Source organism: Mycobacterium sp. TH-M11 (assembly GCF_057473725.1).
Map to the genome: position 1 here is coordinate 1 of NZ_JBYCLD010000440.1, position 13499 is coordinate 13499.

Here is a 13499-nt window from a genome sequence, read left to right on the forward strand (position 1 = left end):
ACGTGGACGCCGCACTGGTTCGGAGCTGTGAACGGAGCCGTGGAGGCCATCGCGATCTTCGGTCCGCACGGTGAGCGGCTCCATATGCACACCTGAACAGTCGCAAAACGAGTCCACCCGCTCGGGATCGCCGAACGGGTGGACACGTTAGGAGCTGACTTACACGTCGTAGTAGAGCGCGAACTCATAGGGGTGCGGCCGGATCTGGACCGGCAGGATCTCGTTCTCGCGCTTGTAGCTGATCCACGTCTCGATCAGGTCAGACGTGAAAACGCCTCCCTCGGTGAGGTATTCGTGATCCTCTTCCAAGCGGTCGATCACCGCCGAGAGCTGGGTCGGGGCCTGCGGGATGTTCGCAGCTTCCTCCGGCGGCAGCTCGTAGAGGTCTTTGTCGACCGGGGTCTGCGGCTCGATCTTGTTCTTGATGCCGTCCAAGCCGGCCATCAGCATGGCCGCGAACGCCAGGTACGGGTTGCCTGAGGAGTCGGGGCAACGGAACTCTAGACGCTTGGCCTTGGGGTTGCTGCCGGTGATCGGGATGCGGACACACGCCGACCGGTTGCGCTGGCTGTAGACCAGGTTGATCGGTGCCTCGAAGCCCGGGACCAGACGCTTATAGGAGTTCGTCGTGGGGTTGGTGAACGCCAGCAGCGACGGTGCGTGGTGCAGCAGGCCGCCGATGTAGTGCCGCGCGGTGTCGGACAGCCCGGCGTAACCGGTCTCGTCGTACATCAGCGGGCTGCCGTCTTTCCACAGCGACTGGTGGGTGTGCATACCCGAGCCGTTGTCACCGAACAGCGGCTTGGGCATGAACGTGACGGTCTTGCCTTCCTGCCATGCGGTGTTCTTGACGATGTACTTGTAGAGCTGCATGTCGTCGGCGGCGTGCAGCAGCGTGTTGAACTTGTAGTTGATCTCGGCCTGACCACCGGTGCCCACCTCGTGGTGGCCCTTCTCCAGGGAAAAGCCGGCCTTGATCAGGTTCTGCAGCATCTTGGCGCGCAGGTCGACGTAGTGGTCGACGGGGGCGACCGGGAAGTAGCCACCCTTGGGGCGCACCTTGTAACCGCGGTTGGGGCTGCCGTCGTTCTCGGTCGGCTCGCCGGTGTTCCACCAACCGGAGATCGCGTCGACCTCGTAGAACGTGCCGTTGATGTTCGAGTCGAAACTGACGGAGTCGAAGATGTAGAACTCGGCCTCGGCGCCGAAATAGGCGGTGTCGGCGATGCCGGTGCTGTTCAGGTAGTTCTCCGCCTTGCGAGCGATGTTGCGCGGGTCGCGCGAATACGGCTCCAGGGTGAACGGGTCGTGCACGAAGAAGTTCAGGTTCAGCGTCTTGGCCTGGGTGAACAGGTCGATCTGCGCCGTGTCAGGGTCGGGCAGGAGCAGCATGTCGGATTCGTGGATGGACTGGAATCCGCGAATCGAGGAGCCGTCGAAGGCCAAGCCTTCCTCGAACACGCTCTCGTCGAAGAACGAAATCGGAATTGTGAAGTGCTGCATGATGCCTGGCAGGTCACAGAACCGGACGTCGACGAATTCGACGTGCTCGTCCTTGGCCAGTTTGATGATGTCGTCGGCCGTATGTTCGGACACCTAAGCGCTCTCCTTTGCTGCGAGCTTCGAACCACTGTGGTCGCGGATGAGCCTTCTTTTACGTGGCCGTAATAGAAAACCCGGTCAGACGCTAGGGAGGCAATGTTGCGTGAGTCAAACCCTGTGTTACATCTACGTTAAGCCGCAGCAGGTTGCGCCTCGTCGTCTGGCCAGACCTGACTTTATTGTGGGGGAATGACCCGCAGCAACCGGCCCCCGAAATCCGACGATTCGGAACGTTCGCGGGGGTATCCGGGCAGCGTGCTCGGACTGCCCGAAAGCGGGCCCGGCGCGCTGGCCGGCCTGGGCCGGCGGGTGGTGGCGCTGCTCGTCGATTGGTTCATCGCCTATGGGTTGGCCAGTCTCACGGTCACCGTTGGTCTGCTGACCAGCCGACAGTTTCTCTACGGGCAAGCGGGCGCAGCCGCCGTGTTGGCGATCTGGCTGGTGCTCGGTGTGGTTTCGGTGCGTTTGTTCCAGTTCACGCCGGGACAGCTCGCGCTGGGCCTGCGAGTAGCGTCGGTCGACGAGAGGCTGCACGTCGGCCTGGGCCGCGCGCTGGTTCGTGGAGTGTTGATCGCATTCGTCGTCCCGGCGTTGTTCGTCGACGTCGACGGGCGCGGCATTCAGGACCGGGTGACCGGCACCGCCGTCGTGCGGCGCTGATCTCCGGCGCCGCTCCTCCTCAGGACCCCCTGCATCGTCGCTGGCGCTGATCTCCGCGGGACCCGGTGATTTAACGGCGGCGGACGGTCCGCTGGACCCCGCGCATCTTGGCGTTGCCGGGCATCGGACCCTTGGGCATCGCGGCGGCGCCGGTCCGCGAGCCCAACGCCGCGAGCCGCGATTCCAGCGCGTCCATCTGCTTGCCGTTGATGTTGGACGGCAGCCTGGTCAGGTGGCGTTCCAGCTTGGCCAGCGGAACCTCGCCCTCGCCGTTGCCGACGATGATGTCGTAGATCGGTACGTCGCCGACCAGTTTGGCGGTGCGCTTCTTCTCCTGGGCAAGCAACGGTTTGACCCGGCCCGCCGCGCCCTCGCCGACCAGGATCACACCGGGTCGGCCCAGCACCCGGTGTACGGCGTCGAGATGCCCGGTGGCGGCCACACCCGGAGTCACCCGCCACTTGCCGCGCAGGTTGTCCAACGCCCAGGCGGCGGCCCCGGCCTGGCCTTCGGCCTTGCCGTAGACCGATTTCTGCGCGCGCCGGCCGAAGACGATGAAGGCCGCCAACGCGCCGAAGACCACACCCAGCGCGATCAGAGAGATCATCGCGAAGCCGCCGAAGGCCAACCCACCCGCCACCGCGATGCCCACGACCAGCACGAACGCGCCGATCATGTACGGCAGTAGGCGCTTGTCCTCTTGGCGCTGGATGTTGAACGCCTGCCAGAGCTGACGTCGGCGTTCTTTACTGGCTGCCACGCGAATGGCTTTCGCCTCGGCACGGGCGGCCTTGCTCGGCTTGGCTGCGCTGGATTTGGCCATAATCGCCAAGAATACTTAAAGCCGACGCTGGCGGGCCTGCTGGTAGAGCCGTCCGGCCCGATACGAGGAACGCACCAGCGGGCCGGCCAGCACCCCGGCGAATCCGAGTCGTTCGGCGTACTGCTCGTACTCGCCGAACTCGTCAGGGTGGACCCAGCGATCAACCGGGTGATGCCGCGCCGTCGGACGCAGGTACTGGGTGATCGTGACGATGTCGCAGCCGGCTTCGTGTAGATCGACCAGCGCGGCACGTATCTCCTCGGGTGTCTCGCCCATGCCCAGGATCAGGTTGCTCTTGGTCACCAGGCCGAAGTCACGCGCCGCCGTCAGCACGGCGAGGCTACGCCGGTAGGAGAAGGCCGGCCGGATGCGCTTGAAGATGCGCGGCACCGTTTCGAGGTTGTGCGCCAACACTTCTGGCCGGGCTTCGAAGACCTCACGCAATTGGTCGGCGTTACCGTTGAAGTCGGGGATTAACAACTCCACCCCGGTGGACGGGTTGAGGTGCTTGATGGCCCGCACCGTTTCGGCGTACAGCCAGGCGCCGCCGTCGGGCAGATCGTCACGGGCCACCCCGGTGACGGTGGAATACCGCAGGCTCATCGCCTGCACGCTCTCGGCGACCCGCCGCGGCTCGTCACGGTCCAGTGCCGCGGGTTTGCCGGTGTCAATCTGGCAGAAGTCACACCGGCGGCTGCAGACCTCCCCGCCGATCAGGAAGGTGGCCTCCCGGTCTTCCCAGCATTCATAGATGTTGGGGCAGCCCGCTTCCTCGCACACGGTGTGCAGGCCCTCACGGCGGACCAGCTTCTTGAGTTCGGTGTATTCCGGGCCCATCCGCAGCCGGGTCTTGATCCACGGCGGTTTGCGCTCGATCGGGATCTCTGCGTTGCGCACTTCCAGCCGCAGCAGTTTCCTACCTTCGGGGGCGACGGTCACAACGGTGATGCTACGCGGGCGGCGCTGTGCTAGCCGCCGGCGACGAGGCGCGCCGGAACGGCGGGCTGAGGAGGCGGGCACGGGTGCACGGCGACCGGCAGGCGGCCGTCCAAGGCGTCGCACACCGCCTCGGCGACCGCCGCCCGGACATCCTCGACGCCGACTCGTCGGCCCAGTTCGGCCGAGATCGACGTCACGCCGGCGTCGCTGATCCCGCACGGCACGATCGTCTCGAACGCGGTGAGGTCGCAGTCGCAGTTCAGGGCGAATCCGTGCAGCGTCGTCGCCCGCGACACCCGGACTCCGATGGCGGCGACCTTGCGGTCTGGTCGGCCATCACCGGCGGGCACCCATACCCCGGAGCGTCCGTCGATACGCCCGACTTGAAGGCCGACGTCGGCGCAGACCTTGATCAGGGCCTCTTCAATGCGCCGCACGTAATTGACCACGTCGAGCGGTTCGGCGAGCCCGATGATCGGGTAGCCCACTAGCTGGCCGGGCCCGTGCCAGGTGATCTTCCCGCCGCGGTCGGTGTCGATGACGGGCGTGCCATCGGCTGGGCGCTCCTCGACGGCGGTGCGCCGTCCGGCGGTGTAGACCGAGGGATGCTCGAGGAGAAGCAGCGAGTCGGGGGCGCCGGCCGCGCGGGAATCGGCCAACTCCTGCTGCAGTTGCCAAGCGACCCGATAATCGACGGTATCCATCTGACGTATGTCGATGGGGGTGCTGCTCGATCGGATCGAACTCACACGCCAGACCGTACAACCTGAACCTGGCGACAAGCTGACAGCGATCACGCGGTCTATGCGACGTCGGGGCTTGCGGTGGCGTAGCGCAAAGCCTCGCCGACGGTGTTGTGGTGGAAATGAAAACCGGTTCGCTCCAACACTCCCGGGATGGCGCGCTGCCCGCTCAGCAGGGTCTCGTCGGCGAATTCGCCCAGGGCGGCGCGTATCGCAAAGCTCGGCAGCATCAGCGGGGTGGGCCGATTGATCGCCCGGCCCAATGCCGCGGTGAATTCGGCGTTGGTGACGGGCGCCGGTCCGGTGAGGTTCACTGGTCCGGACAGCCGCTCGTCGGAGATCGCGAACTGCAGCGCCCGGACGGTGTCCTCCAAGCTGATCCAGGACAGGTATTGGCGGCCGCTGCCCAGTCGGACGCCCAGACCCAGCGAGAACAGCGGCCGCAGTTGACCGAGAGCGCCGCCTGCGGCGGCCAGCACGACGCCGGTACGCGCCAACACCACCCGGACGCCGGCCGTACGTGCCGGCGCGGTGACCGCTTCCCAGTCCACACACAGCCGGGCGAGGAAACCGCTTCCCGCCGGAGCGGTTTCGTCGACCACCTGGTCTCGGGTGTCGCCGTAGTAGCCGACTGCACTGGCGTTGACCAGCACGCCGACGCCGACGTCGGCGGCTGCGATGGACAGCACCTCGGTCGGGGTGATGCGGCTGTCGCGCAGGTTCTGTTTGAACGCCCCCGACCAACGCCGCCGGCCGACGTTGATGCCGCACATGTTGACGACGGCGTCGATGCCGCTCAGTGCTTTGGCGTCGAGCTCACCGCTGTCAGGGTCCCAACGCAACTCACCGGTGTTGGCCGGCGCCCGGCGCACCAGACGCAGCACGTCGTGGTCCGCGGCGCGCAGTGCGTTGACCAGCGCGGAACCGATCAGGCCTGACGAGCCGGCGATCGCGACGGTTGCGGGCACGAGTCGAGCTACCCTCCTAGCGGCCTCAGAGCCCTAAGTCGGCCTCGAAAGCACCCTCTTCGAGCCGATGCTTGATGGTGGTCACAAAGCGTCCGGCATCAGCGCCGTCGATCAACCGGTGGTCGTAGGTCAGCGGCAGCAGGCACACCGAGCGCACGCCGATCGACTCGTTGCCGGTCTCGTCGACGACGACCCGGGGCCGTTTGACGATCGCGCCGGTGCCCAGCATGGCTGCCTGCGGCGGCACCAGGATAGGCGTGTCGGTGAGCGCACCCTGACTGCCGATATTGGTGATCGTGAAGGTGCCACCGGAGAGTTCGTCGGGCCGCAAGTCGCCCGAGCGGGCACGCCCCGCTATGTCGGCGATCGCGCGGGCCAACCCGGCCAGCGACAGGTCGCCGGCGTTGTGGATGACGGGGGAGAGCAGACCCTGCTCGGTGTCGACCGCGAAGCCCAGGTGCTCGGCGTCGTAGTAGGTGATCTCCTTGCTGCCCTCGTTGTAGCTGGCGTTGACGTTCGGGTGGGCTTTGAGCGCATCGATCACGGCGCGTGCGATGAACGGCAGAAAGGTCAGGTTCACCCCCTCGCGTTCGGCGAACGCGGCTTTCGCCCTGTGGCGCAGCGCGACGATGCGCGTCATGTCGACTTCGTGGACCTGTGTGAGCTGAGCGGTCGCCTGCAGAGATTCCCGCGTCTTGTTTGCGGTGATCTGGCGGATGCGGCTGGCCTTCTGCGTGGTTCCGCGCAGATGCGCCATCGCGGGTGCGGGACCCGGCGCGCTCGGCTTGACGCCGGCCGGAGGTTGTGCGGCCGCCGGGGGCGCGGGCGTCGGCGCCGTCGCGGCTTGGTCCTGCTGTGCCCTGCGGTCAGCAGCGGCCAGCACATCCTGCTTGCGGATGCGTCCGCCGACTCCTGTTCCCTTGACCGTGCCGAGGTCGATGTTGTTCTCAGCGGCCAGTTTTCGCACCAGGGGCGTGACGTAAGGGGTGCCGTCACCGGTCGCCGGCTCGGCTTCGGCGGGTTGCGGTTCCGGAGCGACCGGGGCCGCGGGCTGCGCGGCGGGTGCGGGTGTGGCCGGCGGTGCGGGTGTGGCCGGCGGTGCGGGTGCAGCCGGCGGTGCGGTGATGGCGCCGACGCCGATTCGGGCGAGTTCGCCGCCGACCGCAACGGTGACGTCTTCCTCGGCGGTGATGCTGATCAATGTGCCCGCCACCGGTGACGGGATCTCGGTGTCGACCTTGTCGGTGGACACCTCGACCAGCGGCTCGTCGACCTCCACGACGTCGCCTACCTTTTTCAGCCAGCGAGTCACCGTTCCTTCGGTGACCGATTCGCCGAGTTCGGGCATCAGCACCGGCTGCGAGTCTGCGGCTGCGGGTTGGTCATTGGCTGCCGGCGCGGTGACCACCGGCTGCGGCTCGGACTGCGGCTGGGGTTCGGGCTGGGGTTCGGGCGCCGCCTGCGCAGCCGGTCGCTCAGCAGGCTGTTCGTCGGCTCTGGGCGCCTCGGAGGCGTCGCCGATCACGGCAAGCTCGCCGCCTACCTCGACGCTCTCGTCTTCGCGGGCCACGATTTTGGTCAACACCCCGGCAGCAGGCGAGGGGATCTCGGTGTCGACCTTGTCGGTGGACACCTCCAGCAGCGGCTCGTCGAGTTCGACGGTGTCGCCTTCTTGCTTCAGCCAGCGAGTAACGGTTCCCTCCGTCACGCTCTCACCGAGTGCCGGCATCTGTACTGAGAAGGCCATCTGACGTCGACTCCTCGATTGATCGGTCGGTGGGCACGGATCGACCTCTGGCTTACCACAGCGCGGTGTAAGCGAAGCTGCACCCGTTGATTACCGAAATCATCCTGTCACTCCGGCATTGTCGGCGCACAACCAGGGCAAGCCATCGACGCCCGAATTCCGCCGCCGGCGGTCGGTCTCAATGCCGCTACGTACGTCCTGTGAGTCGCGTCTCACTCGGACTCGGGCACAGCATGGATCACGGACCCACAGCACTCGTGTGAGTCCAATAAACCGGACTTAAATTCCAGTTAAAGGGATGTGAGGTGTCCAAATTGTGTGACATATCCGCTTTTTGACGTGAATGGGATTCCGTAAAGCCGAAAACTTGGATATCTTGTGCGGCGTGTATCCCGATGACAGCGGCAAGGAACTTGCCACCGTGCTCTCCTATCTGGCGGGTCGCTCCCTGAGCAGGGAAGAGATCTGGACGGCGATGGAACTGCCGCGTTCCACCTACTACGACCAGTTGGACAAGGGCACCCTGATCACCGCCGACAACCTGCGGGTCGCTGCAGCCAACCTCGGCATCAACCGTGCCGAGCTGCTGACGCGCTACCGGTTCATCGCGCCAGAGGAAGTCACCGCGCTGGCCGAAGAAATCCGTGGAAGCACGCAGACGCATGCTGTAGCCGGTGGGGGCAACGTCAAGACTCTTCAGCAGCCGACGAAAATATCGGGTTGGCGCCCACGCTCCGACGCGCCGCCCCTGTAAATCGCTAGTTCGCGTGAGGTACTGCTTTGGCACTTAGCGCTCTTCTCATCACCACCCTGGCGTGTATCGCCGTGAGCCTGTGGATCCGCCGGGTCACGTGGCGTTGCCGTTGGGAAGTGGCGGCGACGCTGAATATCGCTCTGCAAGGTGCGGCGGTGGCGCTGATGTCGCCACTGGCCGCCGACACTATCGGCGTCGGATTGTACCGGCTGACCGGTGAGTGGAACCTGCAGAACTACATGGGCCACGACTGCTACATCGTCGCGGCCTCGGCGATCGTGTACAACTCGGTCGGCCGCGTCACCGACGACGGAGCGCTGCAGCGATCGTTCAAGCAATACGTGGAACGCCCCGCCACGCTGTGCATTCCGTTGTTGCTGGCCACGTTCACACTCAGCCGCGGCAGCCGAGTCCACACGCGTGACTTCTTCGCGCTGCCCACCGATTTCTGGTTGAGCGTCTACTGGGTCATGCTGTGCGGAACTTTGGCTTACCTGCTCGTGTTCGGCTCGCGCGCCTTGTTGGTGCTACGGCAGGATCCCCGATCGCGCAACATTGCCCACATGTACCTGATCTTCTCGGCGAGCGGCATCGGGGCCTGCGTGGTGCGCATCTTCACCGCAGTGATCCCGGCGTTCCAGGGCACGGCGACCACCGCGATGGTGTGGTTCTTCTGCTGCGCCTGCGGCGCCGGTTTCGCACTGACCTCGGCGCAATCCTGGCGACAGCGGGTTCGCTGGTTCAGCCGTCCGACGGTGAGTCGCTAACCGTTCGCCGCGATGTCTTCTAGCACCGCGAACATGGTGCGCGTCGGTACACCGGTGCCGCCTTTGGGGGTGTAACCCCATGGACCGCCAGTGTTGTAGGCCGGGGCGGCGACGTCGATATGCGCCCAGTCCACTCCGTCAGCGATGAACTCGCGAAGGAAGACGCCTGCCACCAGCATCCCGGCGAAGCGCTGTCCGCTGATGTTGGCCAGGTCGGCGACCGTCGACTTCAGGTCGTCCTTCAACTCCTCGGGCAGCGGCATCGGCCAACCGTTCTCGCCGATTTGCTGAGAAATCCCGGCCACCCGGTCGCGAAACTCGTCGCTGCCCATCACCCCTGGCGTTCGTGCGCCCAGCGCAACGGTCTGCGCACCGGTCAACGTCGACGTCTCGATCAAATAGTCCGGGTTGTCCTCGCACGCCCGCACGATCGCGTCGGCCAGGATCAATCGTCCCTCGGCATCGGTGTTGAGAACCTCGACCGTCGTGCCGCCATATTGGGTCAGCACGTCGCCGGGCCGCTGCGCCGTCGACGACGGCATGTTCTCGGCCATCGGGACGGTGGCGATCACGTCGATCGGCAGCCGCAGCTGTGCGGCCAGCGTCACGGTCGCGATCACCGCCGCGGCGCCGCCCATGTCCGAGGTCATGTGATGCATCGACGCCGCCGGCTTGATCGAGATACCACCGGTGTCGAAGGTGACGCCCTTGCCCACAAGCGCGACACGCTTCGCCTGCTTGGGCTTTTTCGCCAGCCTCGCGCCGTAGTGCGACAGCCGCACCAGTCGCGGCAGCCGTGACGATCCCTGGCCGACGCCGATGATGCCACCGTAGCCGTTTTTCGTCAGCGCCTTGTCGTCGAGCACTTCGACTTCGAGCCCGACGGACTCTCCTAAAGCCTTTGCTCGCCTTGCGAATTCGGCGGGAAATAGGTGGCTGGGCGGCGTGTTGACGAAGTCGCGCGCGGTGGCGACGGCGGTGGCCACCGCCACGGCGTGAGCGGCCCGCGTTTTGGCGGCCTTGTCGCTGGACAGCATGGTGATCGTGCGCAGGCCCGGGTCTTTGGGGGCCGTCTTCTCGGTGCGGAACGCGATGAAACGGTAGCTGCCGAGAATCAACCCTTCGACGGCTGCCTCCAGCGGGCCCTCGCCTGGTAGCGCTCCCAGCGTGCTGATCACCGATTCGGTGCCGCCCAAGGCGCGCGCCGCCGAGCCGGCCGCGCGGCGAATCAGATCCGAGGGCCACTCGTCGCGCCTCTTGCCCAACCCGACTGTGAGCACACTGGCCACCGGCAGCGACTTCACCACCAAACGGTGCACCTGCTCGACAGCGCCGGTGGCGTTCAGCGCCCGCAAGCCGTCCTCGATTTCGGTGACCGCCTCTTGGGGCAGTAGTGAATCGGCGTCGGCGACCAGGGCGCCTGGTTCGTCGTTGACATCCGCGGGGCCCGACGACACCACAGGGACGATCAGGACTGCCGATTTGACGCCCCGGCGGGGTAGCGAAGAGACGATGGAGACAGCGGGGGCCAGGTATCCGGGTTGTGTGCTCACGAATTCAACCCTAACGATTGTGCCCGACAATTCGGCGATGCCGTCGGCCTGGATGGCCTCGACGTCCAGCGAATCGACCACCGGCCACGTGTGCCAGTCGGACAGTCACCCGCGGCCCGCATTAGGGTGAAATGCCTAGAGGCCGCGCTGGCGAGGGTGCAGAGCGCAGCGATCAGAAGGAGTAGCGCCAGTGAGTGAAGTGTTGCACGGACCGCTGGAGGATCGCCATCGCGAGCTCGGCGCAAGCTTCGCCGAATTCGGCGGATGGCTGATGCCGGTGTCCTACGCCGGCACGGTCGCCGAGCACACAGCGACCCGCAACGCCGTCGGCCTGTTCGACGTCAGCCACTTGGGCAAAGCGCTGGTCAAGGGGCCCGGCGCCGCGGCATTCGTCAATTCCGCGCTGACCAACGACCTGGACCGCATCCAGCCGGGCAAGGCGCAATACACGTTGTGCTGCAATGACTCCGGCGGCGTCATCGATGACTTGATCGCCTATTACGTCGCTGCCGACGAAATTTTCCTGGTGCCCAACGCCGCCAACACCGCGGCGGTGGTCGCCGCGCTGAAAGCAGCTGCGCCCGCCGAGCTGACCATTACCGACGAGCACCGGCGCTACGGCGTGCTGGCCGTGCAAGGCCCCCGGTCGACGAAGGTGCTGACCGGGCTGGGCTTGCCTACCGACATGGACTACATGGGCTACGCCGACGCCGACTTGGACGGCGTGCCGGTGCGGGTGTGCCGCAGCGGCTACACCGGCGAACACGGCTACGAGCTACTGCCGCCGTGGGACTCCGCCGGCCCGGTGTTCGACGCGCTGTACGCCGCGGTGACGCGGGCCGACGGGCAACTGGCGGGCCTCGGAGCGCGTGACACACTACGCACCGAGATGGGATATCCGTTGCACGGTCACGAACTCTCGGCGGACATTTCACCGCTGCAGGCCCGGTGCGGCTGGGCCATCGGCTGGCAGAAGGACGCATTCTTCGGGCGCGACGCGCTGCTGGCGGAAAAAGAAACCGGTCCGCCGCGGCTGCTGCGCGGGCTCAAGGCGGTCGGCCGCGGTGTGCTTCGGCCCGACCTGAATGTTCTCGATGGTGACAAGACCGTCGGCGTCACCACATCGGGCACCTTCTCGCCGACGCTGAAAGTCGGCATTGCGTTGGCGCTCATCGACGCCGACGCGGGTATCGAGGACGGCCGGCACGTCATCGTCGATGTTCGCGGGCGTGGCATCGAATGCGAAGTCGTCAAGCCGCCGTTTGTCGACGCGAAAACTCGTTAGCGCTCGGCTATACAATCGCCTGATGACCGGCGCCGACGACGATCGACAGGGCAGTGTGATCCAGAAAGGCTCCGAGGAGCGGGGCAAATGACCAGCGACGTTCTCGAGTTCACGGTGTCCCGCGCCGAAAACCCCGCCAGCGACGGTGCGCGACACGCGATCCTCGCCGACCCCGGCTTTGGCAGGTACCACACCGACCACATGGTTTCGATCGATTACTCCGAGGACCGGGGTTGGCACGACGCGCGGGTCGATGCGTACGGACCGATCACATTGGACCCGTCGGCGATCGTGTTGCACTACGCCCAAGAGATCTTCGAGGGACTCAAGGCCTACCGCTGGGCGGATGGGTCGGTGGTGTCGTTTCGGGCCGACGCCAACGCCGCGCGGCTGCGGCACTCGGCCGAGCGGATCGCCATTCCCGAACTGCCCGAAGAACTTTTCCTGGAGTCGCTGCGACAACTGATCGCCGTCGACAATGTCTGGGTGCCGCCGGCCGGCGGTGAGGAGTCGCTGTATCTGCGTCCGTTCGTTTTCGCCACCGAGCCGGGGTTGGGGGTCCGCCCGGCCAAGCAATACCGCTACATGGTGATCGGCTCGCCGGCCGGGGCCTACTTCAAGAACGGGATCAAGCCGGTAACCGTCTGGGTCTCAACGGATTACGTCCGGGCCAGCCCGGGTGGCACCGGTGCCGCGAAGTTCGGTGGCAACTACGCCGCATCGCTGGTCGCCCAGGCGGAGGCCGCTGAAAACGGGTGCGAGCAAGTGGTGTGGCTCGATGCTGTCGAGCGCCGCTACATCGAAGAGATGGGCGGGATGAACCTGTTCTTCGTGTTCGGCAGCGGTGGGTCGGCGCGCCTGGTCACACCGGAGCTGTCCGGTTCGCTGCTGCCGGGCATCACGCGAGACTCCCTGTTGCAGTTGGCGACTGACGCGGGTTTCGCGGTGGAAGAGCGCAAGATCGACATGGAGGAGTGGCAGAAGAAAGCCGCCGACGGCGAGATCACCGAGGTGTTCGCCTGCGGCACCGCCGCCGTCATCACACCGGTGTCGCACGTGAAATACGGCGAGAACGAGTTCACCGTCGGTGACGGTGAATCCGGCGAGGTGACCATGGCGCTGCGTGACACGCTCACCGGCATTCAGCGCGGTACTTTCGTCGACACCCACGGCTGGATGTCACGGCTCGGCTGAGCGACTCACGCGATCCTCGCCGCGAGTAGCACAGCGGTGATGGTCGTCGTCAATTCGATTGCGGCGCCGAGTACGTCGCCGCTGACGCCGCCGAAACGTCGTACGCAGTGTCGCACCAGCAGAGCGGACGCGATCAGTGCGGTCAGCACCGCGACCGGCCCGTGCCAGGGGTGTCGGCCGACCGCCGACGATGCGGCCAGCAGCAGGGCCACCCACCCGACGACCACCGGCCTGCGCTGGCCGCCGACAACACGCGAGCCCAGCTTACTTCCGGGCGCGCCCGGCAGTCCGCGGCGACAGGCCTGTACGGCCGCCACCCGGCCTGCGCACACCGCGGTCACGATCCCCGCCGGGTGCAGCGTCGAAAACGCCAGCCCCTGAGCGACGATCACCACCACGATGGCGCTCACGCCGAACGGTCCGGTCGACCCGTCGCGCATCACCGCCAGCGCTCGTTCGGGTGG

At 66.1% G+C, this 13499-nt stretch carries 13 protein-coding genes and 1 pseudogene; 6 read left to right on the forward strand and 8 right to left on the reverse strand.

Annotated elements, in window-relative coordinates:
- Positions 1-96, forward strand: a pseudogene (locus AC2VOG_RS17180) (XRE family transcriptional regulator); the annotation flags it as partial.
- Between the two features lie 63 nt (positions 97-159).
- On the opposite strand, the gene glnA reads toward AC2VOG_RS17180, so the two are convergent.
- Positions 160-1596: a type I glutamate--ammonia ligase gene (gene glnA / locus AC2VOG_RS17185; protein ID WP_486941060.1), complete on the reverse strand. Its 1437-nt coding sequence runs from the start codon at positions 1594-1596 to the stop codon at positions 160-162.
- Positions 1597-1791: 195 nt separating this feature from the next.
- Here glnA and AC2VOG_RS17190 point away from each other — a divergent pair, with 195 nt between their 5' ends.
- Entirely contained in the window at positions 1792-2262 is a 471-nt protein-coding gene (locus AC2VOG_RS17190) for an RDD family protein (RefSeq protein WP_486941061.1), read from the forward strand.
- A gap of 70 nt (positions 2263-2332) precedes the next feature.
- Here AC2VOG_RS17190 and AC2VOG_RS17195 read toward each other — a convergent pair whose 3' ends face one another.
- From AC2VOG_RS17195 to sucB, 5 genes are all read right to left on the reverse strand, one after another.
- Positions 2333-3085 (reverse strand): DUF4191 domain-containing protein, encoded by a 753-nt coding sequence (locus tag AC2VOG_RS17195; RefSeq protein WP_486941062.1) that lies wholly within the window; start codon positions 3083-3085, stop codon positions 2333-2335.
- Between the two features lie 15 nt (positions 3086-3100).
- A complete protein-coding gene (lipA, locus tag AC2VOG_RS17200; RefSeq protein ID WP_486941063.1) occupies positions 3101-4024 on the reverse strand; it encodes a lipoyl synthase in 924 nt (307 codons plus the stop codon).
- A 29-nt stretch (positions 4025-4053) separates the two neighbouring features.
- Complete coding sequence (gene lipB / locus AC2VOG_RS17205) at positions 4054-4728, reverse strand: lipoyl(octanoyl) transferase LipB (RefSeq protein ID WP_486941064.1); 675 nt, start codon at positions 4726-4728, stop codon at positions 4054-4056.
- 98 nt (positions 4729-4826) lie between these two features.
- The gene (locus AC2VOG_RS17210; protein WP_486941065.1) at positions 4827-5735 is read right to left on the reverse strand and encodes a TIGR01777 family oxidoreductase; all 909 of its coding nucleotides are present in this window, start codon (positions 5733-5735) and stop codon (positions 4827-4829) included.
- Positions 5736-5760: 25 nt separating this feature from the next.
- Entirely contained in the window at positions 5761-7482 is a 1722-nt protein-coding gene (gene sucB, locus AC2VOG_RS17215) for a 2-oxoglutarate dehydrogenase, E2 component, dihydrolipoamide succinyltransferase (protein WP_486941066.1), read from the reverse strand.
- Positions 7483-7867: 385 nt separating this feature from the next.
- Here sucB and AC2VOG_RS17220 point away from each other — a divergent pair, with 385 nt between their 5' ends.
- A complete protein-coding gene (locus AC2VOG_RS17220) occupies positions 7868-8236 on the forward strand; it encodes a hypothetical protein (protein WP_486941067.1) in 369 nt (122 codons plus the stop codon).
- Positions 8237-8262: 26 nt separating this feature from the next.
- Positions 8263-9003 carry a hypothetical protein gene (locus AC2VOG_RS17225; protein ID WP_486941068.1) on the forward strand — a complete coding sequence of 247 codons (741 nt, stop codon included), beginning with the start codon at positions 8263-8265 and terminating at the stop codon, positions 9001-9003.
- Here the strand turns inward: AC2VOG_RS17225 and AC2VOG_RS17230 are convergent.
- A complete protein-coding gene (locus tag AC2VOG_RS17230) occupies positions 9000-10556 on the reverse strand; it encodes a leucyl aminopeptidase (protein ID WP_486941072.1) in 1557 nt (518 codons plus the stop codon). The two genes, AC2VOG_RS17225 and AC2VOG_RS17230, sit on opposite strands and share 4 nt — an antisense overlap.
- Before the next feature lie 190 nt (positions 10557-10746).
- On the opposite strand from AC2VOG_RS17230, the gene gcvT reads away from it, so the two are divergent.
- Positions 10747-11841, forward strand: coding sequence for a glycine cleavage system aminomethyltransferase GcvT (gene gcvT, locus AC2VOG_RS17235; protein ID WP_486941069.1), 1095 nt, complete (start codon positions 10747-10749; stop codon positions 11839-11841).
- A gap of 87 nt (positions 11842-11928) precedes the next feature.
- Positions 11929-13035, forward strand: coding sequence for a branched-chain amino acid aminotransferase (locus AC2VOG_RS17240; RefSeq protein ID WP_486941070.1), 1107 nt, complete (start codon positions 11929-11931; stop codon positions 13033-13035).
- 5 nt (positions 13036-13040) lie between these two features.
- On the opposite strand, the gene AC2VOG_RS17245 is transcribed toward AC2VOG_RS17240, so the two are convergent.
- Positions 13041-13499, reverse strand: a 459-nt coding sequence (locus tag AC2VOG_RS17245; RefSeq protein WP_486941071.1) for an adenosylcobinamide-GDP ribazoletransferase, incomplete at its 5' end; no start/stop codon positions are given.